This window comes from Enterobacter sp. MG-EB028, assembly GCF_056673305.1.
Map to the genome: position 1 here is coordinate 508,312 of NZ_CP195079.1, position 25,498 is coordinate 533,809.

The 25,498-nt window shown below is 58.0% G+C and carries 23 protein-coding genes; 14 read left to right on the forward strand and 9 right to left on the reverse strand.

Going from position 1 to position 25,498, the window contains the following annotated elements:
• Positions 1-80 precede the first annotated feature (80 nt).
• Positions 81-1,460 carry a UDP-N-acetylmuramate:L-alanyl-gamma-D-glutamyl-meso-diaminopimelate ligase gene (gene mpl, locus ACR42C_RS02335; protein ID WP_479984694.1) on the forward strand — a complete coding sequence of 460 codons (1,380 nt, stop codon included), beginning with the start codon at positions 81-83 and terminating at the stop codon, positions 1,458-1,460.
• A gap of 94 nt (positions 1,461-1,554) precedes the next feature.
• Here mpl and yjgA read toward each other — a convergent pair whose 3' ends face one another.
• Entirely contained in the window at positions 1,555-2,106 is a 552-nt protein-coding gene (gene yjgA, locus ACR42C_RS02340) for a ribosome biogenesis factor YjgA (protein ID WP_116343576.1), read from the reverse strand.
• A gap of 95 nt (positions 2,107-2,201) precedes the next feature.
• Between yjgA and pmbA the strand changes: the two genes are divergently transcribed.
• From pmbA to ACR42C_RS02400, 12 genes are all read left to right on the forward strand, one after another.
• The gene (pmbA, locus tag ACR42C_RS02345) at positions 2,202-3,554 is read left to right on the forward strand and encodes a metalloprotease PmbA (protein WP_059354955.1); all 1,353 of its coding nucleotides are present in this window, start codon (positions 2,202-2,204) and stop codon (positions 3,552-3,554) included.
• A gap of 40 nt (positions 3,555-3,594) precedes the next feature.
• Complete coding sequence (gene cybC / locus ACR42C_RS02350; RefSeq protein WP_116343575.1) at positions 3,595-3,981, forward strand: cytochrome b562; 387 nt, start codon at positions 3,595-3,597, stop codon at positions 3,979-3,981.
• A gap of 316 nt (positions 3,982-4,297) precedes the next feature.
• On the forward strand, positions 4,298-4,636 hold the full coding sequence (locus ACR42C_RS02355) for a glycine dehydrogenase (protein WP_116343574.1): 339 nt from the start codon (positions 4,298-4,300) through the stop codon (positions 4,634-4,636).
• A gap of 10 nt (positions 4,637-4,646) precedes the next feature.
• The gene (locus ACR42C_RS02360; RefSeq protein ID WP_006810339.1) at positions 4,647-5,009 is read left to right on the forward strand and encodes an SFCGS family glycine-rich protein; all 363 of its coding nucleotides are present in this window, start codon (positions 4,647-4,649) and stop codon (positions 5,007-5,009) included.
• Between the two features lie 2 nt (positions 5,010-5,011).
• Positions 5,012-5,311 carry a DUF4312 family protein gene (locus ACR42C_RS02365; RefSeq protein ID WP_008501409.1) on the forward strand — a complete coding sequence of 100 codons (300 nt, stop codon included), beginning with the start codon at positions 5,012-5,014 and terminating at the stop codon, positions 5,309-5,311.
• Positions 5,312-5,334: 23 nt separating this feature from the next.
• The gene (locus ACR42C_RS02370; protein WP_008501408.1) at positions 5,335-6,111 is read left to right on the forward strand and encodes a DUF4311 domain-containing protein; all 777 of its coding nucleotides are present in this window, start codon (positions 5,335-5,337) and stop codon (positions 6,109-6,111) included.
• A 13-nt stretch (positions 6,112-6,124) separates the two neighbouring features.
• The gene (locus ACR42C_RS02375; RefSeq protein ID WP_024907276.1) at positions 6,125-6,766 is read left to right on the forward strand and encodes a DUF4310 family protein; all 642 of its coding nucleotides are present in this window, start codon (positions 6,125-6,127) and stop codon (positions 6,764-6,766) included.
• Positions 6,767-6,808: 42 nt separating this feature from the next.
• Positions 6,809-7,942, forward strand: coding sequence for an amidohydrolase/deacetylase family metallohydrolase (locus ACR42C_RS02380; protein ID WP_479984695.1), 1,134 nt, complete (start codon positions 6,809-6,811; stop codon positions 7,940-7,942).
• Positions 7,926-9,044 (forward strand): DgaE family pyridoxal phosphate-dependent ammonia lyase, encoded by a 1,119-nt coding sequence (locus ACR42C_RS02385; protein WP_479984696.1) that lies wholly within the window; start codon positions 7,926-7,928, stop codon positions 9,042-9,044. The genes ACR42C_RS02380 and ACR42C_RS02385 overlap by 17 nt, the downstream gene beginning before the upstream one ends.
• A complete protein-coding gene (dagF, locus tag ACR42C_RS02390) occupies positions 9,041-9,781 on the forward strand; it encodes a 2-dehydro-3-deoxy-phosphogluconate aldolase (protein ID WP_479984697.1) in 741 nt (246 codons plus the stop codon). Before ACR42C_RS02385 ends, dagF begins: the two co-directional genes overlap by 4 nt.
• A gap of 36 nt (positions 9,782-9,817) precedes the next feature.
• Positions 9,818-10,954, forward strand: coding sequence for a lactonase family protein (locus ACR42C_RS02395; protein ID WP_479984698.1), 1,137 nt, complete (start codon positions 9,818-9,820; stop codon positions 10,952-10,954).
• Between the two features lie 19 nt (positions 10,955-10,973).
• Positions 10,974-12,884 carry a BglG family transcription antiterminator gene (locus ACR42C_RS02400; protein ID WP_233003419.1) on the forward strand — a complete coding sequence of 637 codons (1,911 nt, stop codon included), beginning with the start codon at positions 10,974-10,976 and terminating at the stop codon, positions 12,882-12,884.
• 32 nt (positions 12,885-12,916) lie between these two features.
• Here the strand turns inward: ACR42C_RS02400 and nrdG are convergent, their stop codons facing one another.
• The 5 genes from nrdG to ACR42C_RS02425 form a co-directional block, all read right to left on the reverse strand.
• Complete coding sequence (gene nrdG / locus ACR42C_RS02405) at positions 12,917-13,381, reverse strand: anaerobic ribonucleoside-triphosphate reductase-activating protein (RefSeq protein ID WP_163330704.1); 465 nt, start codon at positions 13,379-13,381, stop codon at positions 12,917-12,919.
• Positions 13,382-13,477: 96 nt separating this feature from the next.
• Entirely contained in the window at positions 13,478-15,616 is a 2,139-nt protein-coding gene (gene nrdD / locus ACR42C_RS02410) for an anaerobic ribonucleoside-triphosphate reductase (RefSeq protein WP_163330705.1), read from the reverse strand.
• 370 nt (positions 15,617-15,986) lie between these two features.
• Positions 15,987-16,559 (reverse strand): PTS sugar transporter subunit IIA, encoded by a 573-nt coding sequence (locus ACR42C_RS02415; RefSeq protein ID WP_116343564.1) that lies wholly within the window; start codon positions 16,557-16,559, stop codon positions 15,987-15,989.
• Between the two features lies 1 nt (position 16,560).
• On the reverse strand, positions 16,561-19,155 hold the full coding sequence (locus ACR42C_RS02420) for a glycoside hydrolase family 38 N-terminal domain-containing protein (RefSeq protein WP_479984699.1): 2,595 nt from the start codon (positions 19,153-19,155) through the stop codon (positions 16,561-16,563).
• A 10-nt stretch (positions 19,156-19,165) separates the two neighbouring features.
• Positions 19,166-20,563: a PTS fructose transporter subunit IIC gene (locus ACR42C_RS02425; protein ID WP_479984700.1), complete on the reverse strand. Its 1,398-nt coding sequence runs from the start codon at positions 20,561-20,563 to the stop codon at positions 19,166-19,168.
• Between the two features lie 179 nt (positions 20,564-20,742).
• Between ACR42C_RS02425 and ACR42C_RS02430 the strand changes: the two genes are divergently transcribed.
• Complete coding sequence (locus tag ACR42C_RS02430; protein ID WP_233003423.1) at positions 20,743-21,402, forward strand: MurR/RpiR family transcriptional regulator; 660 nt, start codon at positions 20,743-20,745, stop codon at positions 21,400-21,402.
• A gap of 8 nt (positions 21,403-21,410) precedes the next feature.
• Here the strand turns inward: ACR42C_RS02430 and ACR42C_RS02435 are convergent, their stop codons facing one another.
• The 3 genes from ACR42C_RS02435 to treB all read right to left on the reverse strand — a co-directional run bounded on the left by ACR42C_RS02435 (position 21,411) and on the right by treB (position 25,418).
• Positions 21,411-22,157 (reverse strand): oligogalacturonate-specific porin KdgM family protein, encoded by a 747-nt coding sequence (locus ACR42C_RS02435; RefSeq protein WP_479984701.1) that lies wholly within the window; start codon positions 22,155-22,157, stop codon positions 21,411-21,413.
• Positions 22,158-22,292: 135 nt separating this feature from the next.
• Positions 22,293-23,948, reverse strand: coding sequence for an alpha,alpha-phosphotrehalase (gene treC, locus ACR42C_RS02440; protein WP_320720098.1), 1,656 nt, complete (start codon positions 23,946-23,948; stop codon positions 22,293-22,295).
• A gap of 51 nt (positions 23,949-23,999) precedes the next feature.
• Positions 24,000-25,418: a PTS trehalose transporter subunit IIBC gene (gene treB / locus ACR42C_RS02445; protein ID WP_116343620.1), complete on the reverse strand. Its 1,419-nt coding sequence runs from the start codon at positions 25,416-25,418 to the stop codon at positions 24,000-24,002.
• Positions 25,419-25,498: the final 80 nt, after the last annotated feature.

Genomic DNA, 25,498 nt, shown 5'->3' on the forward strand with positions numbered 1-25,498 from the left:
TACGGATTTACCTGAAATGCGTTTCACAGCCGCTAACATGTGAGTAAAATGTGCGCCACATTGAAGAAGGATAGTGACGTATGCGCATTCATATATTGGGGATTTGTGGCACTTTCATGGGCGGACTGGCAATGCTGGCGCGCTCGCTGGGCCATGAAGTGACAGGTTCGGACGCCAATGTGTATCCGCCGATGAGCACGCTTCTGGAAAAACAGGGCATCTCGCTGATTCAGGGCTACGATGCCAGCCAGCTGGATCCCGAGCCGGATCTGATCATTATTGGCAACGCCATGACCCGCGGTAACCCGTGCGTTGAAGCGGTGCTGGAACGCAATATTCCGTTCATGTCCGGCCCGCAGTGGCTGCATGACTTCGTGCTGCGCGACCGCTGGGTAGTTGCCGTGGCCGGTACCCACGGAAAAACCACTACCGCCGGCATGGCGACCTGGATCCTCGAAGCCTGCGGCTACAAGCCGGGCTTTGTGATCGGCGGCGTGCCGGGTAACTTCGACGTCTCTGCGCGTCTTGGCGACAGCCCGTTCTTTGTGATTGAAGCGGATGAATACGACTGCGCATTCTTCGACAAGCGCTCCAAGTTCGTGCATTACTGCCCGCGCACGCTGATCCTCAACAACCTTGAGTTCGATCACGCGGACATCTTTGACGATCTGAAAGCGATTCAGAAACAGTTCCACCATCTGGTGCGCATTGTTCCGGGTCAGGGCCGCATCATCCTGCCGGAGAACGACATCAACCTGAAGCAGACCATGGCGATGGGCTGCTGGAGCGAGCAGGAGCTGGTGGGCGAGCAGGGCCACTGGCAGGCGAAAAAGCTCAACGCGGATGCCTCCGAGTGGGAAGTGCTGCTCGACGGTGAAAAAGTGGGCGAGGTGAAGTGGGGCCTGGTGGGCGAGCACAACATGCACAACGGCCTGATGGCGATTGCTGCGGCGCGCCACGTGGGCGTGCTGCCTGCGGATGCCGCTAATGCGCTCGGCTCGTTCATTAACGCCCGCCGCCGCCTGGAACTGCGCGGCGAAGCGAATGGCGTGACGGTCTATGACGATTTCGCGCACCACCCGACCGCCATTCTGGCGACGCTTGCCGCGTTACGCGGCAAGGTTGGCGGTACCGCGCGCATTCTGGCGGTGCTGGAACCGCGCTCAAACACCATGAAAATGGGCATTTGCAAAGACGACCTCGCACCGTCCCTGGGACGTGCCGACGAAGTCTTCCTGCTGCAGCCGCAGCATATTCCGTGGCAGGTGGCTGAAGTGGCGGATGCCTGCATTCAGCCTGCGCACTGGAGTGCGGACGTGGATGTGCTCGCGGATATGGTGGTGAAAGCCGCTCAGCCTGGCGATCACATTCTGGTGATGAGCAACGGCGGGTTCGGTGGGATCCATCAGAAGCTGCTGGACGGTCTGGCGAAGAAAGCGGAAGCGGCGGCTGCAGAGTAAAAAAAAGCCCGGTGGCGCTAGCGCTTACCGGGCCTACTTTCCCGTGTTTTCTCCCTCGCCCCTCCGGGGAGAGGGCTGGGGTGAGGGGAAGAGATTACTCGCCGTTCTCAGACAGCTCGCGCAGATACTGGAAAATCAGGCGCGCGGACTTCGGCGGCTTATTCCCTTCTTTCTCTTTCTTCGCGTTGCGGATCAAAGAACGCAGCTGCTGGCGGTCGGCATCCGGCCACAGGTTCAGTACTTCCGGTACTGCATCATCACCCTGTTCAATCAGACGATCGCGGATCTGCTCCAGCTTATGGAACAGCGCAACCTGCTGGTTGTGGCGGTTTTTCAGCTTGTCCAGCGCCTGACGGATCGGATCCACGTCGCGCTGACGCAGCATTTTACCGATAAGCTGAAGCTGGCGACGACGGCCTTCTTTTTTGATTTTCTGTGCCAGTTCAATGGCATCACGCAGATCCTGGTCGAGCGGGATCTTGTCCAGCGCGTTTTTACCCAGTTCTACCATTTCTGCGCCAAGCTGTTTTAACTCTTCGGCGTCACGTTTAATTTCACTTTTACTGACCCAGATGATCTCATCATCTTCGTCTTCGATGTCATCACCGGGAACGTCGTCGAGCCAGTCTTCGGGCTGCTTAGTCATGTCAGGCTCCTTAAAAAAAGAGGCTAATGTTACCAGTTAAGACGCGCACTGAAAAACGGTTCTCTGTTAGACTTCACTTAACTCTCTCTTACAGTATGGCATTTGCGATGAAAGTAACCTCACAAGTTGAAGCGCAGCGTAAGATTCTGGAAGAAGCCGTCTCCACCGCGCTGACGCTCGCTTCAGGTAAATCAGATGGCGCCGAAGTGGCGGTCAGCAAAACCACCGGCATTAGCGTGAGCACCCGCTATGGCGAAGTGGAGAATGTAGAATTTAACAGCGATGGCGCGCTTGGGATCACGGTGTATCACCAGAATCGCAAAGGCAGCGCGTCATCCACCGATCTCAGCCCGGATGCCATTGCCCGTACGGTGCAGGCGGCGCTGGATATTGCCCGCTATACCTCTCCGGATCCTTACGCAGGCGTGGCGGATAAAGAGCTGCTGGCGTTTGACGCGCCGGATCTCGATCTTTTCCACCCGGCGGAAGTGACGCCGGATGAAGCCATTGAACTGGCCGCGCGCGCCGAGCAGGCGTCATTGCAGGCTGACAAGCGCATCACCAATACCGAAGGCGGCAGCTTCAATAGCCACTACGGCATCAAAGTGTTCGGCAACAGCCACGGCATGCTGCAGGGCTACTGCTCTACCCGCCACTCGCTCTCCAGCTGCGTCATCGCTGAAGAGAACGGCGACATGGAGCGCGACTACGCCTACACCATTGGCCGCGCGCTGGGGGATTTGCAGTCTCCTGAGTGGGTGGGTAAAGAGTGTGCCGAACGCACGCTGTCGCGCCTGTCGCCGCGTAAACTCTCCACCATGAAGGCCCCGGTGATCTTTGCCAATGAAGTGGCGACCGGCCTGTTTGGCCATCTGGTGGGCGCTATCGCGGGCGGCTCGGTGTACCGTAAATCGACCTTCCTGCTCGACTCGCTGGGCAAGCAGATCCTGCCGGAATGGCTGACGATTGAAGAGCACCCGCACCTGCTGAAAGGGCTGGCCTCCACGCCGTTCGACAGCGAAGGCGTACGCACGGAACGCCGCGATATCGTTAAAGACGGCATTCTGACCCAGTGGCTGCTGACCAACTACTCCGCGCGCAAGCTGGGGCTAAAAAGCACCGGTCACGCGGGCGGCATCCACAACTGGCGCATTGCCGGTCAGGGCCTTAACTTCGAGCAAATGCTAAAAGAGATGGGCACCGGTCTGGTGGTCACCGAGCTGATGGGGCAGGGCGTGAGCGGCATCACCGGCGACTACTCGCGCGGTGCGGCAGGCTTCTGGGTCGAAAACGGCGAAATTCAGTATCCGGTGAGCGAAATTACCATCGCCGGCAACCTGAAGGACATGTGGCGCAATATCGTTACGGTCGGTAACGATATTGAAACACGTAGCAATATACAGTGTGGTTCTGTATTACTGCCGGAAATGAAAATCGCCGGCCAGTAATACCCGAAAAGCGTTTTAATAATAAAAAAGGAAGTGAGCAATGCGTAAACACCTGTTAGCGATCGTCGCGGCTTCAACGCTGGTTCTTGGCTCTTCTGCGTTTGCTGCCGATCTCGAAGACAACATGGACATCCTCAGTCAAAACCTGAAGATAGTGCAGAAAACGGACAATGCGGCCGAAATGAAAGGCGCACTGACCAAAATGCGTGAAGCGGCGCTGGACGCGCAAAAAGCGACCCCGCCAAAGCTGGAAAGCAAAGCGGCAGACAGCGCAGAGATGAAAGACTATCGCCACGGCTTTGACGTGCTGGTCGGTCAGATCGACGGTGCGCTGAAGCTGGCTAACGAAGGCAAAGTGAAGGAAGCCCAGGCGGCGGCTGACCAGTTTGTGGCGACGCGTAACACGTATCACAAGAAATATCGTTAATCGATCGCGCATCTGACAAACAACCAGCGGGGGCCAGTGGCTCCCGTTTTTTTTACGCGGTAATAAGTAAACCCTATCGCCATCACATTTTTGCGTCACCACGCCTGAACGTTTTCGTTTCCCCGGCGCGCGTTTTGCCGCTGGAATACGTGATATTCATCACGCAAATACCGTTATTAATCCAGATTCACCGCATTTATGTGGCACAGATCACTGCTGCGGCTCGCCTTTCCACTTCGAAGTGGAAAACAACTCGCTACAAACAATTCCCCCCCAACGTTAGTTTTATTCCAGAGCCATTAACGGGGTAAGACCAGTGATTAACGGAGCGGTAATGAACGACGTTGGGGAACAGGCGGAGCAAACAGAACAGCTCGCGACCACCATGCTGCAGCAGGTTTATGCCCTGCTGGCCCGAAACAACATCATCCCCAATGCGGTACAGGAGCAGATGCTCACCTCCCACGTGCGCGCAATGGCGCACCGGTCCGTGACCGGCGAGCCGCTGCCGGAGGTAGAAGCAGAGCTGTTTGACGAAATTTCACCAGATTCAATGCAACTTGCCCGTGAAGTGGTAGCGCAGTTTGGCAATCTTCCTGATGAAGAGGCCTGGCTGCTCTCCGTTCACTTTGAAGTCGCGAAAGACAACCTTTAAGGAGCAACACATGGAACAGATTACAGTCGTGATTGGCGATCGCCTGGGCAAAGGTCAGAAAGTGGCTGCCGGTGTGGAAAAAGCAGGCGGACGCGCGGTGGTTGTGCCGGGCATGGCGGCTGACATGAAGCTCGGCGACGTGATGAAAGCGGAAAATGCCACTTTCGGCATCTCCTTCTGCGGTAGCGGCGGCGCGGGTGCCATCACCGCCCAAACCAAATATGGCTACAAAGCCAAATACGGCATGCGTTCCGTGGATGAGGGCGTGACCGCCATCAACGAAGGCTGCAACGTGCTGGGCTTCGGCTTTATGGATAAAGAAGAGCTGGGCGAGCGTCTGGTACAGGCGTGGCAGAAGAAATACGGCGCATAAGCATGAAAGAACAGTTCACAACCACGGTGAGAGTGAAGGGCAAAGGCGACGCCAAAGCGCGCGCCTTTGCTGACGCGCTCAACCACGTTCAGGCCGCGGTGATGAAAGCCTCACCGCATATCTTACTGCGTATTGAGCCACAGGATGTGCAGGTTGTTCAGGCGCAAGAAGCGGTGCGTAAAGAAGCGTTTCTGTTCTTCTTTTTGCGCCGGGAGAGACGCACCTACAGCGTGGAGCTGGATGTGACCGTCAACGTGACCGCCATCAATCTCGACCGGGTGGATTTCGTCACGCAACGCTGATTATTCATAAAAAGGGCAGACTGATGTTCTTAATTATATTAATAAAATCGCTCATCATCGGCGGCCTGGTAGGCGTCGGTGTTGGCGCCGGGGCTGCACGCATGTTTCATGCGCCTACCACTCAGGGTATGGGCGCGTTTCGTACGTTGGGGGAACTGAACTCCTGCGAAGGGGATCCGGCTTCTCACTTCTCCTTTGGGTTAGGTTTCTTCTTTAACGCCTGGGCCTCTTCCGTGGCTGCAGGCGCCTTCACACAGGACGTTGACCACCGCATCATCCCGAACTGGGGTGCTGCTGCACTGATGATCAAAAACCGTAACGTCGGCGAAACGCTGCACGATCCCCGCAAAATGGCGATTGCCTGCGGCGTGATCGGCATGATCGTCGTGACCTTCCTGAACCTGACCGCCTCCTCCGTTCCGGCCGCGCTTCAGGTCACCGCCGTGAAGGTACTGGTGCCTGCCGCGAACCTACTGGTGAACACCGTCATGCCGGTGATCTTCTGGCTGGCGGCTATCGACGCGGGTAAAAAATCGGGCTTCTGGGCCACCATCTTCGGCGGCGCGGCGCAGCTGATTATGGGCAACGCCGTACCGGGCCTGGTGCTGGGGATCCTGATCGGTAAAGGCGTGGAAGAGAGCGGCTGGAACCACGTCACCAAAGTGATGATGGCGGCTATCGTCCTGCTCTTCGTGCTGAGCGGCTTCTTCCGCGGCTTCGACATGAAGATGATCGAATCCTTCCATCTGACCGTGCCGAACTGGCTCGATATGATCCACAACTCGCTCAGCGGTAAATAACAGGAGCCTCTACATGGAACAGAATAAAGGTTTTTGGTATGCCGACTGGTCGTTCCCGATCTTCGTTGGCCTGCTCTCCTCCGGCGTTTTCGCCGGGACGCACATGTACTACCTCTACGGTATCGGCGCGTTTAACGAAGTGGCCTTCGTGGCGATGCTGAAAGCGGGGATTGATACCGGCGTCTACGGCGCGGTGGCGGCGTTCGGCGCAAGCTTCCTGTTCGCCCGCATTATCGAAGGGTCGCTGGTCGGTATTCTTGATATCGGCGGTGCGATCCAGACCGGCGTGGGCCTCGGCGTTCCGGCGCTGCTGCTGGGCGCGGGGATCATGTTCCCGGTGACCAACTTCATCGCCTCGCTGATTACCGGCCTGGTGATTGGTCTGGCGATCGGCTACGTCATCATCCTGGCGCGTAAGTTCACCATCAACCAGAGCAACTCTACCTACGGTGCAGACGTGATGATGGGCGCGGGCAACGCCTCCGGCCGCTTCCTCGGGCCGTTGATTATCCTCAGCGCCATGACCGCCTCCATTCCTATCGGCGTCGGTTCCCTGCTGGGCGCGCTGGTGTTCTACATCTGGCAGAAGCCGATTACCGGTGGCGCCATCCTCGGCGCAATGCTGTTGGGCTGGCTGTTCCCGGTCGCCCTTTAATACCCGCGGGCGCTCCGGCGCCCGCCTTATCAGGAGATCCTCATGTTTGATTTACTCCTGCGCCGTGCGCGCCTCGCCGACGATACCCTGACCGATATCGCCATTCAGGACGGAAAGATCGCCGCGACGGGCGACATTGATGCCCCTGCGCATAAAACGGTTGAGCTGAATGGCGACGTGTTCGTCAGCGCAGGCTGGATTGACTCCCACGTTCACTGCTACCCGAACTCCCCGATTTACCACGACGAGCCGGACAGCGTGGGCATTGCCACCGGCGTTACCACCGTGGTGGACGCGGGCAGTACCGGGGCCGACGACGTGGACGATTTCTACGACATCACCCGCAAAGCTTCCACAGAAGTCTTTGCCCTGCTGAACATCTCCCGCGTGGGGCTGATTGCCCAGAACGAGCTGGCCAACATGGCGAATATTGACGCCGAGGCGGTGAAGCAGGCGTTGAAGCGCCACCCTGATTTTATCGTCGGCCTGAAGGCGCGCATGAGCAGCAGCGTGGTCGGTGAAAACGGCATTACGCCGCTGGAGCGCGCCAAAGCCATTCAGAAAGAGAACGGCGACTTGCCGCTGATGGTGCACATTGGCAACAACCCGCCGAACCTCGACGAAATTGCCGAGCTGCTGAGCTCGGGCGACATCATCACCCACTGCTACAACGGCAAGCCAAACCGCATTCTGACGCCCTCCGGCGAGCTGCGCGCCTCCATCATCTCCGCCCTGAAGCGCGGGGTGCGTCTGGACGTCGGCCACGGCACGGCGAGCTTCAGCTTTGAGGTGGCGAAACGCGCCATCGCCATGGGCATTTTGCCGCACACCATCAGCTCGGATATCTACTGCCGCAACCGCATCAACGGCCCGGTGGGCTCGCTGGCGAGCGTGATGTCGAAATTCCTCGCCATCGGCATGTCGCTGCCGCAGGTGATTGACTGCGTGACCGCCAACGCCGCCGACGGCCTGCGCCTGACGCGCAAGGGTCGCATCCAGCCGGGTCTCGACGCCGACCTGACGCTGTTCACGATTAAACGCCAGCCAACGGTGCTGACGGACGCTGAAAACGACAGCCTGCAGGCTGAACACATTCTGGTGCCGCTTGCCGCGATCCGCGCGGGCAAGGGCTACATGACCGAACAAGGGAGCACGGAACATGCCTTCGATTTATGAGAAGTATAATTTAAAGCAGGTTATCAACACCTCTGGCCGCATGACGGCGCTGGGCGTCTCCACGCCGCGCCCGGAAGTGGTGCAGGCGGCGATGGACGGCATGAATCACTATTTCGAGATGAAGGATCTGGTTAACAAAACCGGGGAGTACATCGCGAAGCTGCTGGACGTGGAGGGCGCGACGGTGGTCTCCTGCGCGTCGGCGGGCATTGCCCAGTCCGTGGCGGCGGTGCTGGTGAAAGACAGCGACTGGCTGCTGGAAAACCTGCACGTGACCCCGATTGAGAACAACGAAATCGTCCTGCCGAAAGGCCACAACGTGAACTTTGGCGCGCCGGTGGGCACCATGGTGGCGCTGGGCGGCGGCAAGCTGGTGGAGGCGGGCTACGCCAACGAATGCTCTGCCGATCAGCTGACGGCGGCGATCACCCCGCGCACCGCGGCGATCCTCTACATTAAATCGCACCACTGCGTTCAGAAAAGCATGCTCAGCGTCGAGCAGGCGGCGGTCGTGGCGCGCAAGCACGATCTCCCGCTGATCGTCGATGCGGCGGCAGAAGAAGATCTGCACGCCTACTACCGCTCCGGCGCGGATCTGGTGATCTACAGCGGCGCGAAGGCGATTGAAGGGCCAACCAGCGGGCTGGTGATCGGCAAAACCCAGTACGTTGAGTGGGTGAAGCGCCAGACTGCGGGCATTGGCCGTGCGATGAAGGTCGGGAAAGAGGGCATTCTTGGTCTGACCTGCGCCATCGAACACTACCTGACGGCGACCAAAGAGAGCGGGGCCGAGATGGTGGCGAAGATGACGCCGTTTATCGAGGCGCTCAACACCCTGAACGGCGTGACCGCGCGCGTGGTCTGGGACAGCGCCGGTCGCGATATCGCGCGCACCGAGATTAAGTTCGACGAAGCCGCAACGGGCGTCGGCACGGGCGATCTGGTGGCGAAACTCAAACAGGGCGAATACGCCATTTACTTCCGTGGCTACAAGGCCAACGAAGGGATTATCGAGGCGGACGTGCGCAGCGTGAGCGCTGACCAGCTGAATATCGTCTACCGCCGCATTAGCGAAGTATTAGGACAGGAGAAAAACGCATGAAACTGACCCCCAACTTTTACCGTGACCGCGTCTGTCTGAACGTGCTGGCCGGCTCAAAGGCTAACGCCAGCGCCATTTACGAGGCGGCGGAAGGCCACGTGCTGGTGGGCGTGCTCTCCAAAAATTACCCGGACGTAGCGAGCGCCGTTGCCGATATGCGTGAATACGCCGCACTGATTGATAACGCGCTCTCCGTCGGCCTCGGCGCGGGGGATCCGAACCAGTCGGCGATGGTGAGCGAAATCTCCCGTCAGGTGCAGCCGCAGCACGTCAACCAGGTCTTTACCGGCGTGGCCACCAGCCGCGCGCTGCTGGGGCAGAATGAGTCTGTGGTCAACGGTCTGGTCTCTCCAACCAGCACCGTCGGCATGGTAAAAATCTCCACCGGTCCGCTGAGCAGCGCAGCACCGGACGGCATCGTGCCGGTTGAAACGGCGATTGCCCTGCTGAAAGATTTCGGCGGCAGCTCCATCAAATACTTCCCGATGGGCGGCCTGAAGTGCCGTGACGAGTACAAAGCGGTGGCGGAAGCCTGCGCCCGTCACGACTTCTGGCTGGAGCCAACCGGAGGTATCGATCTGGAAAACTATGAGGAGATCCTGCAGATCGCCCTCGACGCGGGCGTGAGCAAAATCATCCCGCATATCTACAGCTCGATTATCGACAAGGCCAGCGGCGACACGCGCCCGGAAGATGTGCGTACGCTGCTGGAAATGACGAAGAAGCTGGTTAAGTAGAACAAAACCTTACCGCACACACCTGAAGGAGCCACCATGCACACCCGTACCCTGCTTGTTGCTTCACTCTCAATGTTCGCCACTGCCGCTGTCGCCCAGACGCAATACGCCTGGGTGGGCACCTACAACCCCAACGGTGAAGGGCTGTACCGCTTTACCGTTGACCCACAAAGCGGCGCGCTGGCGAATAAAACGCTGGTGAGCAAGCTGCCGAACGCCGCGCAGCTGACCGTCTCGCACGACGGCAAAACGCTCTATCTGGCAAGCGAAGTGGAGCAGGGCGTGGTGCAGGCGCTGCGGGTGGGGGATAACGGGGAGCTGAGCGAGTTGAATCAGGTGGCCTCCGGCGGTGCCGGACCGGTGTATCTCTCCCTGACGCCGAATGGCCAGCATCTGCTGGTGGCGAACTATGTCAGCGGATCGATTGCCGTGTTGCCCGTCAACGCGGACGGCAGCCTGGTTGACGCTACGGACAAACATCAGGATCAGGGGGAACCGGGCGCGGCGAAGCCGGAAGCGGCTGTCGAAGGTAGCTTTGCCATCAGCGATCACAACGGCCCCCATGCGCACATGATCGCTGCCGATCCGAGCGGGAAATATGTTTTTTCTACCGATCTGGGGCTGGATCGTATCTATCAGTACCGCTTTGACGATCGAACCGGAAAGCTGACGCCGAACGATCCGCCGTTTATCAGCGCCTCCTCAAAAGGCGCCGGCCCGCGCCACTTTGTCTTTACGCCAAAGGGGGACGCCCTGTGGCTGATTAACGAAGAGGCGTCTACGCTCACCCATTATGCGCTGGACAGCAGCGGCAGGCTGAAAGAGGGCAAAACGGTCTCTGCCCTGCCGGACGGCTATAAAGGCACCAGCTTTGCAGCCGGGCTCGCATTAAGCGCCGACGGTAAGCAGCTGTATGTGGCTAATCGTTTGCATAACAGCATCGGGCACTTTACCGTAACAGCGGAGGGCACGCTGGCCCATCAGGACGACGTGTGGACCCGCGGCGACTACCCGCGCACCCTGACGCTCGATAAACAGGGACGCTGGCTGTACGTCATGAACCAGCGCAGCGACAACATTACCCGTTTCCGCGTGGCGCAGGATGGCAAGCTGAGCTTCGAGCCTGACTATACCCCGGTCGGCAGCCCATCCCAGATGGTCATTTCACCTTAAGCTGTAAGAGGACAAACCCGTGCGATTTCCGAACCAACGTTTAGCGCAACTTTTCGATCTGTTGCAAAACGAGACGCTGCCACAGGACGAGCTGGCGCAGCGGCTGTCGGTCTCCACGCGAACCGTCCGCGCCGATATCACCGCCCTGAACGCGCTGCTGGCAAGCCACGGCGCGCAGTTTATTCTGAGCCGGGGCAACGGCTACCAGCTAAAAATTGATGATGCCGAGCGCTATCAGCAGCTGCAGGCATCGCACCCGCGCGCGCTGCGAATTCCCCGAACGGGACCGGAGCGCGTGCACTATCTGGTGGTGCGTTTTCTGACGTCGGCGTTTTCGCTTAAGCTTGAAGATCTGGCTGACGAGTGGTTTGTCAGCCGCGCCACGCTGCAAAGCGACATGGTGGAAGTGCGCGAGTGGTTTCAGCGCTATAACCTGACGCTGGAAACCCGCCCGCGCCACGGCATGAAGCTGTTTGGCAGCGAGATGTCGGTCCGCGCCTGCCTCACCGATCTCCTGTGGGAACTGGCGCAGCAGGACAGCCTCAACCCGCTGGTGACGGAGGTCGCGCTCAACGCCGGGGTACCGGAGCAGATGGTAGCCGTGCTGCACGACGCGCTTACCCGGCACCACATCCGCCTGACTGACGAAGGCGAGCTGTTCCTGCGTTTGTACTGTGCGGTGTCGGTGCGTCGTATCAGCGAAGGCTTTCCGCTGCCGGAATTTCATGCGGAAGACGTGGAAGAGAACGTGCGCGAGGCGGCGAAGGATATCGCGGTGGTCATTCAGGAGCTGGCGGGCAAAGCGCTGTCGCCGTCCGAAGAGAGCTGGCTGTGCGTGCACATTGCGGCGCGGCAGATTCAGGAGATCGCCCCAAGCGCGATTAACGCCGACGACGACGAAGCGCTGGTCAACTACATCCTGCGCTACATCAACACCCACTATAACTACAACCTGCTCAGCGACGTGCAGCTGCACGCGGATCTGCTCACGCACATTAAAACCATGATCACCCGCGTGCGGTATCAAATCATGATCCCCAATCCGCTGCTGGAAAACATCAAACAGCATTACCCGATGGCATGGGATATGACGCTGGCGGCGGTGTCGAGCTGGGGCAAATACACGCCGTATGCGATCAGCGAAAACGAGATTGGCTTTCTGGTGCTGCATATCGGCGTCGGGCTGGAGCGCCACTACAACATCGGCTACCAGCGCCAGCCGCGCGTGCTGCTGGTGTGCGACGCCGGTAACGCGATGGTGCGCATGATCGAGGCGGTGCTTCAGCGCAAGTATCCGCAGATCGAGGTGACGCGCACGCTCACCCTGCGCGAGTACGAGCTGGCGGATGCCATCGGCGAGGACTTTGTTATCTCTACCGCCCGCGTCAGCGAAAAATCCAAACCGGTGGTGACGATCGCCCCGTTCCCGACCGACTATCAGTTAGAGCAGATCGGCAAGCTGGTGCTGGTGGACCGCACCCGTCCGTGGATGCTGGAGAAATACTTCGACGCGGCCCATTTCCGCATTCTCGACAAGCCCGTTGACCAGCAAACGCTGTTCCGCGAGCTGTGTGACCAACTTGAACGCGAAGGTTTTGTTGGCGCGGAGTTTCTGGATTCGGTCGTGGAGCGTGAGGCTATCGTCAGCACCATGCTCGGCGACGGCATCGCGCTGCCGCACTCCCTCGGCCTGCTGGCGCAGAAAACGGTGGTCTACACGGTTCTGGCTCCGCAGGGCATCCCGTGGGGGGATGAAACCGCGCACGTTATCTTCCTGCTCGCCATCAGCAAAAGCGAGTACGAAGAGGCGATGGCGATTTACGATATCTTCGTCACCTTCCTGCGTGAACGGGCGATGGCGCGCCTGTGCCAGTGCGGAGATTTTGCCGGGTTTAAGGCGGTGGCAATGGAGAGTTTGAGCCGGTTTTGAGGTAAGGGCGGACGGATAACATCCGCCTTTTATCAACGCAAATGATGCACAACCTGGTTGCTGCTGCCGCGCCAAATCAGCGCCGGGTCTTTTAAATCCTGTACGAACTTGCCGTCGACCAGCACGTTAATCAGTTCCACCACTTCCATTTGCTGCGCGTTCAGCTCATCCAGCTTATAGCCTGTCCAGACCCAGATATCTTTTCCCGTACACTCTGCCCGAATGCGCTTCACCAGCTTCAGGATATCCGGCACGTTTTGCGGGTGCAGGGGGTCGCCACCGGAAAGTGAGATCCCCTGACGGTGAATGCGCGTGTCGTTCAGGTCGTTGACGATCTTGTCTTCCATCTCAGCGGTAAACGGCATGCCGGAGTTCAGACGCCAGGTGCTTTTGTTGTAGCAGCCGGGGCATTCGTGGACGCAGCCTGAAACGAACAGGGTGCAGCGGGTGCCGGGGCCGTTGACGATGTCGACGGGGTAGTATTGATGGTATCGCATAGAAAATGTCCAGAGAATGTGCGCGCTGATGCCCTCACCCCGGCCCTCTCCCTTGAGGGAGAGGGGTAGGGTGAGGGGGAGAACCCTGCGCAGAACTTACCCGATCTGCCCATTCCCCAAATGCTTCACGCGGCGCTTCACCTCTTCCTGCTTGCCAGCGTTAAACGGACGCGCGTCCGGGCTGCCGAGATAGCCGCACACGCGACGGGTCACGGAGACGCGGGCCGCATCGTGGTTGCCGCATTTCGGGCAGGTGAAGCCTTTACTCGTACACTCGAACTCACCGGTAAAGCCGCACTCGTAGCACTCGTCGATTGGCGTGTTGGTCCCGTAATACGGCACGTGCTGATAGCTGTAATCCCATACGTCTTCCAGCGCCTTCAGGTTGTGCTGAATGTTCGGGTACTCGCCGTAGCAGATGAAGCCGCCGCTGGCGATCGGCGGATAGGCCGCTTCGAAGTCGATCTTGTCGTACGGATTCACCTTTTTCTCCACGTCGAGGTGGAAACTGTTGGTGTAGTAACCTTTGTCGGTCACGCCTTCCACAATCCCGAACTCGGCGGTATCCAGACGGCAGAAGCGGTCGCACAGGTTCTCGCTCGGCGTGCTGTAGAGGCTAAATCCGTAGCCGGTTTCCTCTTTCCACTGGTCAACCGCGTCGCGCAGGCGTTGAACAATCGCAATGCCTTTTTCGCGCAGGGCCTCGCTGTCGTACATATGCGTATCGCCAGCCAGTGCGTTGATGGTCTCGTGGATGCCGATATAGCCCAGCGAAATCGACGCGCGGCCGTTTTTGAAGATCTCGGACACGTCATCGTCCGCCTTCAGGCGCACGCCGCAGGCCCCTTCCATATAGAGGATTGGCGCGACGCGGGCTTTCACTCCTTCAAGGCGAGCAATACGGGTCATCAGCGCCTTACGCGCCAGCTGCAGGCGTTCATCCAGCAGTTTCCAGAATTCAGCTTCATTGCCTTTGGCCTCCAGCGCGATGCGCGGCAGGTTCAGGCTGATCACCCCCAGGTTGTTACGCCCGTCGTGGATCTGCTCGCCGTTTTCATCTTCGTACACGCCGAGGAAGCTGCGGCAGCCCATTGGCGTTTTAAACGAGCCGGTCACTTTAACGACCTGATCGTAGTTCAGGATGTCCGGGTACATGCGCTTGCTCGCGCACTCCAGCGCCAGCTGTTTGATGTCGTAGTTCGGGTCGCCAAACTTGTGGTTCAGGCCGTCGCGAATCGCGAACACCAGTTTCGGGAATACCGCCGTTTTGCGGTTCTTGCCGAGGCCGGAAATACGGTTGCGCAGGATGGACTGTTGAATCAGGCGTGATTCCCAGCTGGTGCCCAGGCCAAAACCGAAGGTCACAAACGGCGTCTGGCCGTTGGCGGTGTGCAGCGTGTTCACCTCATATTCCAGCGACTGGAACGCGTCGTAGCACTCTTTTTCGGTGCGGGAGTGCGCGTAGCCGTCCGCGTCCGGGATCTGCCACTCTTCGGCGGTTTTACGGTGCTTGTTGAAGCTCGCCGTTACGAACGGGGCCAGCACTTCATCAATGCGGTTAATGGTGGTCCCGCCGTAAATATGGCTCGCCACCTGGGCGATGATCTGTGCCGTAACCGCGGTGGCGGTGGAGATGGATTTTGGCGGTTCAATCTCGGCGTTACCCATTTTAAAACCGTGGGTCAGCATGCCTTTCAGGTCGATCAGCATGCAATTGAACATCGGGAAGAACGGCGAATAGTCGAGATCGTGATAGTGGATCTCGCCGCGCTCGTGCGCAGACACCACGTCGCGCGGCAGCAGGTGCTGACGGGCATAGTGTTTGGCGACGATACCGGCCAGCAGGTCGCGCTGGGTCGGGATCACTTTACTGTCTTTGTTGGCGTTTTCGTTGAGCAGGGCAGAGTTGGTCTGCTCCACCAGGCCACGGATCTCCTGGTTCAGGCGACCGCGCTTCTCACGCTGCACGTCACGATCGTGGCGGTACTCAATGTAGGCGCGCGCCAGCTGCTTGTAAGGCCCCGCCATCAGCTGGTTTTCAACCGCGGTCTGGATCTCGTTGATATCGACCTGGCTGCGTTCAGTCATCTGGCTGCTAACGACTTCTGCGACGGTGGCGCAGTAATCTGCGTCATCGACTCCCGCTGCTTTAGCTGCACGCAGAATGGCTTCCTGGATGCGCTCTGATTTAAACGGCACTTTACAGCCATCACGTTTCATCACATGCGGTGTCATGATCACTCCATTTTTTGAAAACAGGTTATCCACAGAGGTGGAGAAGTATTCACCGGGCGTATTCCCCGCCGGGCCAAAGACTTCCCGCGTTCCCAGCTCGTGTTATCCACAGTTCCGGCCAGCGTCAGCGCCGTCTTGTTGTTGGAATAGTAGACGAAAAATACAAGATGTTGGGTCGGCGTGCATTTTAAGTGCTACATATAGTGATTTGCATCAAACAAGTTTGCGATTTATTTGACGCAGAACAAAGTAAAAAGACGAGAGTACAAACGGCGGGCGCTTCAGCCTTTGTAAAGACGCAGAGGAAAAATCTGATTAATTATTCAACAAAAACAAGCGCTCAGCACGGTACGTGCTGAGCGCTGTTCGGTTAACTCATTCCGCAGGCCCAGCTCAATCCTGCCTGTATAAAGGCTGCGGTAGCGATACTGCCCAGTATCACCGGAATGAGAAGGGAGCGGTCGAGGGACGCAGCCTGTTTTTGCGGTTCTTTAGCACTCAGGGCTGACATCGCCTCTTCCCGGGTGCGCGACGCCAGAAGCTGCTCACGTACCCGATCTTCCGTCAATAAACTGGTCAGCGTCGTCAGCAGCTGCATATGGGTACTGCCTGCTTCTGCGGGCGGAATGGCGAGCAGAAAAACCATTCTCACCTCTTCATCCCCTTCCAGACCCGGCCAGCGTATCGGGTCGTCAAAGAGCGCCAGACAAAACGCCGCCTGCTGCACCGCCTCGGTTTTACCGTGCGGAACGGCGAGCGCTTCACCCAGCGCGGTAGGGCCTTCGCTTTCGCGTTGTAAAACGCTCTGGATAAACGTTTCTTGATCGCTGATGATTTTCCGCCCGGCGAGCGGTTCGGCGAGCCAGCGGATCAGCGCTTCAGGCGTACGGTGCGGCGGGTTGATAAAAACCAGATCGGGGTGCGTCAATGCAAGCAAGTTCATATTAAGCCTCCATTAAAAAATCGCAGGTCGCGGAAGGGGGGATCGCCGTTACCGACTGCACTGGCTCTTCCAGATAGTTGATCTGACGGAGCTCTGCCAGACTTTCTGGGACGGGAACCGGCTGCGTCCCGGCGTTAAACACCCGGACGATCGTGCCGCGGGACTGCTGCGCATGGGGCAGGGCAGAAAGGATGAGCGGTTCCGGCAGGGTCAATAGTGAGAATTGTGCCGGAAGCTGGCGGTCGGGCAGGCGCAACGAAAATCGCTCAAGACGGTGATCGAGCGTGTGCAACGATTGCCGCTGATAGGTGAAGGGCTGCCCGGCGGCCTGATTTTCCAGCCGACGAAGCGTGAGATGGTCGGCGCTGTCGGCCAGCGCGACGGTGAATGAAAAGTGCAGCGGTTTCAGCAACTGGGCATCGGGGGTTTCAACCACCGTATTATTAATGCCGGACGCCCGGCCTGGCCGCCAGTCGAGATCGTTGCGCCCGAGCACGCCCGTCGCTTTAAACAATGTCAGGGCAATCGCCGCCGGTTCGCTGCCGATAATCTGAAACTCTTTCATACCTCGGCTATTCACCACCAGCGCTTTGCCCGCTTCCGCGACGGCAATAATGCCTTCGGTGGTTTCGATATCCACGGGATTCTCGCGATAGCGCTCCTGCCAGTTTTCTCCGGCACATCCCGTTTCGCGCTCGATTATCGCGAAGGGCTGGGAGGCGATAGCGTGACGGGTGTGAATATCGCTGCCGATCAGTAAACGTAGCCGGTGATCGCAGTGGCTGTTTTCAAGCGTACTCTCGACATACAGGTTCGGATCGTCGTGGCGTAATTCGCACACCAGACGAATGGATAGCGGCGTTCGGTCCGTATTCTGACGGCCTGCGAGATCCTGCGGAAGAAGCATCGTGGCCTCAACGATCAGCTTTTCAACAAGTGGCGTTTTCAGGCTGTCGACGAGCGTAAAATGCGAACAGCGCGTCGGTACGTCGCCCGCAAGCGGCGAGAAATCGTAGCTGTCGCCCGCATCCGCGCAGTCTTCAAGGGTAAAGAGAGAGGGGATACGCCTGCCGCTGCGTTTGTCTTCCAGGGTTAGCGTTCCGGCGTCCAGCGACAGTCGATAGTGCGCATTCACTATCTCGCTTCCCTTTGTCTGTACATGCTGGCGGAACGGCGCAGGGTCATCTTCCACGTTAACCGTGATGTAGCCGACCGACGGCAGAACCGGGGTTTGCAAAGCAACCTGCCAGCGGAAATAAGGGGGAAGGGGCGTTTCACACTCGCCTTCAGCGGTAAGGGAGATCGCCGTTCCGCCGGGCAACACGTCTCTTTTCAGGACGTCGAAGGGGATAGGCTGGCCCTGATACGTCAGCGCGATATTGTCAGCGCGGCTGTAGAGAGTGGTTTTCACCACGCGTTGCGTTTGCGCGGCCAGCGGGTTGAAAATCAGCAGGTCGCCGTCCTGAATGCAGGCGGCCAGGGTTTTCACCACCAGATTCCACAGGCTGTGGCACAGCTGTTCGGTTTGCTCCAGCCGATGCAGGATGTCGCGGTTGGTGGCATCACTGTTACAGCCGCCAATAGAGTCGTGGGCGTGGCTTCGCAACAGCTTCTTCCAGAGGGTATCGACCACTGAGAGGTTGACCGGGATGCCCTGATGACGCGCCATGGCGATTGTCGGCTCCAGCTGTCGCAGGATGAACTGCTCAACCTCATCATTTTTCTTTTTGATGTCGTAGCGCACGGAGCCGATCGTTTTATGAATGCGGGTGTAGCGCGGTGATTTCAGCTCTCCTTCCCATAGTTCAAACTGCTCACGCTGCGCGCGCAGGGTGTCGACGTAGCGCTCCAGCGAACTGAGGACGTAACGGTCCTCGTCGGGGGAGCGTGCGCTGGCGAGCTCCAGGATTTTCGGCAGCGCCGGGTCGATGCTGACCTGATCGCCGCCGCAGGGCAGGAGCAGGTCGTTGATACCGGCGCGTGAACGCAGGTGATTGACCATCGGAAAGATTTTGCCCTCCAGATGGCTCGCTTCTGACCCTATGTTTTTCGCCGCGCCATAACCGAACGCCATCGCGCAGGCGATAACGGTCGCCCCTGACGGCGCGCGCCAGAGGAACTGGCTGCTTTTGGCGTGCCTGTCATGATCGATACCGCGCCAGAAGACGATGCTGTCGAGATTGCAGCCCTGCAAAATCGTCGGCATCTGCGCATTGTGGCCGAAGGTATCCGGAAGATAGCCAACCTGCATGGCGTGCCCCAGCGTCCGGGCGGCGAAGATGCCGTATTTGAGGTTGCGGATGATGGATTCGCCATGCACGTTGTAGGTGTCCGTCTGGGTATACCATGGCCCCACGAAGATCCTTTTGTCTTTGACCAGCGTTTCCAGCCTGGCGCGATAATCGGGATTGATGGCGAGAAAGTCCTCCACCACCGCCATCTGGCCGTCAAGGTGATAGCAGCTGTATGCTGGGTCCTGCTCCAGCGTGTCGATGACTTCCGCAAAGTTATATGACGCCAGCACCATGCTGTCCTGACGGGTGAAATACCACTCCTGATCCCAGTGCGTGTGGGCAATGACGTGGATCTGATTCATGACGTTCCCCTTACCTGGCGTTCTTTGGGCTGACGTAAAGCACGCCCAGGGCGCAAATCAGTGCGCCAATAAAGACGCTCGCCAGGTAGCCCGCCACGTTGGTTGCCAGCGGCCAGCCCCAGATGGCCGGTAGCGGCAGCGTCTGCTTCACGCCGAGTGCAATGGCGACCAGCGCGCCAGCGACGGCACCGGTCATGAACACCGGGATCAGGCGTGGGTTTTTCAGGATGAACGGGATCGCACCTTCCGAGATCCCAATAACGCCCAGCAATAGCGAGGTGCTGCCAACGGTCTTCTCTTCCCGGCTGAAGACATCCGGTAGTCCAAAGCGGCCGTTAAGGAACGCGGCAAAGCCGACGCCAATAGAGGGGATGACAATGGAGAGTTCACGGGCGGTTAAATCAAACGTCTCGCTCATGCCATTCAGGCCGAGTGCGACCGAACCTGCCGCCTTGTTGACCGGGCCGCCCAGGTCGAACGCGGTGCCTGCGGCGATCATCGCAGAATAGAATCCGCGCCCGGTGTCACCTGCCGAGGTAAAAAAGACCACCATCAGCTGGTTAAGTGAGCCAAAAATCGGGTTAATCAAATACTCCATGACCATCACCAGCGTAATGCCGGTGATCAGCGGGACGAGCAGCATAGTCTTAATGGTGGTCAGCTGCTGGCGGACGTGAATAGCATCGTTCAGCCAGCGCACCAGATAGCCCACAAAAAAGCCGATGCCGATCGCGCCGAAAAAGCCGGACGGCATAAAGCCTTCGATATCAAAGAAGCGCTTGTAGACTTCGTCGGACATAATGCCGCCGATAAGCCCGGGGATCAGCGCCGGTTTGCCGGCAATGGAAAATGCCAGATACATAGCGAAAACCGGATACATGAACTTGATGGTCATAAAGCCCACTTTATCCAGCACGCTGAACGGCGAATGTTCGATGTTAATAAACTGGCCGGTAATTTTAGCCGTCGCCATCATCAGCCCGCCCATGACCACCACCGGCAGCATATAGCTGATGGCTGCCATGATATGGCCGATAAAAATCTGGTAAGCCGAACGCTGAAGATCGTCTTCATGTACGACAGTGGTGACGCTTTTTTCCATGGCCAGCGCCTGACGCAGATAGCGATCGGTATGCTTGATCAGCTCTTGCGTACGGGTCTGAAGGTGAGGAATGTTTTCAAAGCGCTCGGCATCCTGAATGGGGACGTCGGTTGCCAGAATAATGGCCGTGGCGGAGGCGATGTCCTGCTTCGTTAAGCGGTTTTTAACGCCGTCGCTGCCCTGCGTTTCGACCTTAACCTCAATATTGTGCGCTTTAGCCCATGCAATAATTTTATTCGCCGCCATAAAGGTATGTGCAATGCCCGTCGGGCAGGCTGTTACCGCGACAACTTTTTGTTTCGTCATTGTCATAATTCCCTGGATGTGAAAACAGGGAAAGTATAAAGAGAACCTAAAACAGTTTTTAACGTTTGCTAATACTAATTACGTATCGTGATACGCGTAAATGCAATGTGTGAAGCGCCTTCCAGAGACTATTTTTCCGTTGTGTTAATATCATGTCGGGATTAAACAGGGCGTAATTTATGAATTCATTTCAGGGAAGTGAACGTTTGATATTTGAATACATTCAGCATCACGCGTGTAATATTTCTAATATATCGGCAAAAGAGATTGCCCGTGATACCTTTACAACGACAACATCCGTTAATCGTGTGTGTAAAAAAATGGGGTATAAAAGTTATACCGAGCTCCGGTACCGTTTTTTGCGCGATCATTTTACCCCTGCGCCAGTAGCGCCCGACGTAGGGCCACAGGCGGACGATATTGTGGCGGAGGTGTCCAGGTTGCTCGCCCATTCCAGCCATATCTATCTGTATGCACGCGGCGCCTCGCTCACCAGCCTCAACTACCTGTCGCGCTTTTTATCGCTGGCGAGCCTGCCGCACCTTATTTTGAATGACATGCACCAGCTGACACGGGTATCGAAGGGGACGCTGGTGCTGATCAGTAAATCCGGGGAGACGCAGTCGCTGATTGAAATGGCGCGTAACGCGCTGCGTAAAGGCTTAAAGATTATTGCCATTACCCGCGAGGGGTCGGCACTGGCGGCAATTTCAACGCTATGCTGGCCGTTACCGATCGACATTAACGCGGTGTCGCTGTATCAGCGGGAGGGCCAGCTTGAACTGTTAAGCGCCGTGGACCGTATCGGCTGCAGGCTGCTGCAGCACGATACGGTGTAGTCAGGTCGTCAGAGCTGCTTCACTATCCCCAGACGTACGGCATAATCATTTTCATGGTTGCCGTCATCGTTGATATAGGTTTTATCCAGTGATACCAGCTCGACGTATGGCGTCCAGCCATCGTCGAGCTTGTAGTTGAATGCGACGGTATGTTCCCAGTAGGTATCATCCCCGGTTCCCTGATCGACATTATCCTGCCAGCGGAAGCGCGGGTTGTAGGACATGCCGAATTTGCCAATGTTGTACGCGAACCAAATGTCGAACTGGTGTGACTGGCGGCGGGTGTAGCCGCTGCCGTCGAGTTCTTTGTCGCTGTGCGCGTCATTGACGGTGTTATAGCGATAACGGGCGGAGAGATTCAGACCATTATCGAACGCTTTCCACCCCTGAATGAAGGGGCGGTAATGGGTATTGCTGGCGGTGAAAACCGTCACCATGCCAGGCGCAACGGCGAAGCCATTTCCCAGATCGAAGCGCCAGCGCGTTTCAATCTCCTGCGCCGCTTCCGTTAACCCCTTGTCGTCGGAATTATAACGGTCGGTATCACCAAAAAAGGTATCGTTGTGGTTTTGTGCGGCTTCAACGGAGAAGTAAAAGCCGTTATTCGCCTGGTGCATCACTTTAATACGTGAATCATTGACGTCTGAGCGCGTATTATGCCCAAAACGAAGGTCGACGGACGTATTTCCGCACCATCCCTGCGTACTTAATAATAATGTGCTAATACACGTTGCTTTAATAATTGTCTTTTTCATAATGTCCTGCCGAGGTTATTTAATTGGCAGGGCTATTTTTATTTTGGGTACGTCGTGATGTAAAAGTTATCGTCGTACATTTAGCGTATCGCTAAACATAAAAAAGGAGATACAGCATGCTGTATCTCCTGACGTTTATTCCTGCACCCACCAGATGGCTTCAAACGGGCGCAATAGCAGCGTATCGGGACGGGAGGGGACGTCCTCATAGTTGCTAAGGGCGACCCGCCATGCGCCCTGTACCGGGTCCGGCTGCCACTGCTGGCGCTCGCCGCTCAGGTTCGCCACTACCATCAGCGTCTGGCCCTGCCACCGGCGGCGATAGCACCACAGGGAAGGGTGTTCCGGGAGCAAATCGTCATAGTCTCCCCACGTCAGCACCGGCAGGGTTTTACGCAGGCTAATCAGCGACCGATAGGTGTAGAACACCGAATCAGGGTCGTCCAGCGCCGCGCGGGCGTTCACGGTTTCGTAGTTGTCGCAGACACCAATCCACGGCTCGCCCTCGGTAAAGCCCGCATTGTGCGACGCGTCCCACTGCATTGGCGTGCGCCCGTTATCGCGGGATTTGCTCGCCAGAATCGCCAGCAATTCATCCGGCTCGCGGCCGCTGGCCCGCAGTTCCGCGAACATGTTCAGACTCTCCACGTCGCGGTAGTCGGTGATGCGGCTGAAGTGCGGGTTGGTCATCCCCAGCTCTTCGCCCTGATAGATATACGGCGTGCCCTGCATGCCGTGCAGCACCATGCCGAGCATCTTCGCGGCAGCCACACGATGTTCCCCTTCGTCACCAAAGCGCGACACGATGCGCGGCTGGTCGTGGTTACACCAGAACAGCGCGTTCCAGGCTTTGTTGTGCATCCCCTGCTGCCAGTGGCGGAAGAGGGTTTTCAGCGCCACGAAGTCAGGCTTCGCCTTCGTCCACTTTTCGCCGCCGGGGTAGTCCACCTTCAGATGATGGAAGTTAAAGGTCATCGACAGCTCGCGCCCGTCGAGCGACGCGTACTGCTGGCAGTTCTCCAGCGAGGTCGAGGACATCTCGCCCACCGTCATCAGGTTGCGCGGGGTGAAGACGTCGCGGCTCATCTCCTGCAGATATTCGTGGATGCGCGGCCCGTCGGTGTAGAAGCGGCGGCCGTCGCCGATGCTGTCGTCCGGGAAATCCTGATCTTTAGAGATGAGGTTAATCACGTCCAGGCGCAAGCCGTCCACGCCGCGATCGGCCCAGAACTCGCACACCTTTTTCAGCTCTTCGCGCACCGCCGGGTTTTCCCAGTTGAGATCCGCCTGCTCTGGGGCAAAAAGGTGAAGGTAGTACTGCTCGCTCTCGGCGTGCCAGCGCCAGGCGTTGCCGCCAAACTTGGATCGCCAGTTGTTAGGAAGCTGCTCCGGCGTGCCGTCGCGCCAGATGTAGAACTGGCGGTACGGACTCGCTTTGTTCAGCGACTCGCGGAACCAGGCGTGCTGCGTGGAGGTGTGGTTAAACACCATATCGAGCACAATGCGAATGCCGCGCTCGTGCGCCCGGGCAACCAGCTCGTCAAAGTCATCCAGCGTGCCATAGGACGGGTCGATGGCGGTGTAATTCGCCACGTCGTAGCCGTTATCCACCTGCGGGGAGATATAAAACGGCGTCAGCCAGATGGCGTCGATGCCGAGGGATTTCAGGTAATCCAGGCGCTGGGTCACGCCGCGCAGATCGCCGGTGCCGCTGCCGGTGGTGTCCTGGAAACTCTTTGGGTAAATCTGATAGATGACGCCGTTCTGCCACCAGTGAGGAAGGGTATTCATAGTGCGTTCCTGCAAATGCGAAGGGGCGCAACTGCGCCCCGAAAGATGAAGTTAAACAATCTGCAGCGTGCCCTGACGGAACTTACGCTGGTAAACCACGGTGGTGAGCGCCATGGGGACGATAATCGCTACCGCCATCGCCAGGGCAAACACCTGCCAGAAAGCGGGCTGGATGGAGAGGATGCCCGGCAAGCCACCGACGCCAATCCCGTTTGCCATCACGCCGTTCAGGCCGCACAGCAGGCCCGCCAGACCGGAGCCGATCATCGCGCAGAGCATCGGGAAACGGTATTTCAGGTTGATACCGTACATCGCCGGTTCGGTGACGCCGAGGTAGGCAGAGATGGCCGCCGGAACGGAGATCTCACGCTCGTTGTGCTTACGGCTGACGATGATGATGCCCGTAACCGCCGACGCCTGCGCAATGTTAGACAGGGCGATAATCGGCCAGACCGGCGTGCCGCCGAGGCTCTGGATCATCTGCATATCAATAGCCAGTGTGGTCTGGTGCACCCCGGTGATCACCAGCGGGGCGTACAGGAAGCCAAACAGCGCGGCACCGACTGGCGCGAAGCTGCCAGTCATCAGGTGACGGACCGCGAAGGCCACGCCGTCGCCGATCATGCGGCCAAACGGACCGATAAAGGCGTGCGCCAGGAACACCGCCAGAATCAGCGAGCAGACCGGCACCACCACCAGATAGAGGTAATCCGGCACGATGCGCTTCAGGCGCGTTTCAATAAAGCCCAGCGCCAGACCGGCCAGCAATGCCGGAATGACCTGCGCCTGATAGCCCACTTTGGCGATGGTAAACAGGCCGAAGTTCCACACCTCAGGCACCTGCTGACCAAGTAAGTAAGCGTTCATTAACTGCGGAGAGACCAGCGTGACGCCCAGCACGATACCGAGAATCGGCGTACCGCCCATCTTGCGCACCGCGGACCAGCAAATCCCGACCGGCAGATAGAAGAAGATCGCCTCGCCAATCAGCCACAGGAAGTCGTAAATGGTTTTCAGCGCCGGATACATCTGCGCCAGGGTTTTGCCGTCGCTCATCGGCACATCGCCGATGACGTTACGGAAGCCTAAGATTAAGCCCCCGCTGATCAGCGCTGGCAGCAGCGGGAAGAAAATTTCCGCGAAGTGGGAAATCAGCTGCTCGTGCCATTTCATATTCTGGCGCGCGGCCTTCTTGGCCTGCTCTTTATCCGCCGCGCTGTGCCCGGTGGTCGCCAGCAGAGCCTGATAGTAATCGCCCACTTCGGTACCAATAACCACCTGGAACTGTCCGGCGTTGGTGAAGCAGCCTTTAACCATGGAAAGCTCTTCAATGGCTTTCGGATTGGCTTTGGCCGGATCGTTCAGCACGAAGCGCAGGCGGGTAATGCAATGGCTGACGGTTGCGATGTTCTCGCGGCCGCCGACCAGGACGATCAGCCGATCGATATCTGCTTGTTTGACTTTACTCATCATGAAACCTCATGACAGATGGTGAGAGGGGTGTAATGACCTGAGCGCAAGCCTACTCCTTCAGCGTGACGGCGAAAATG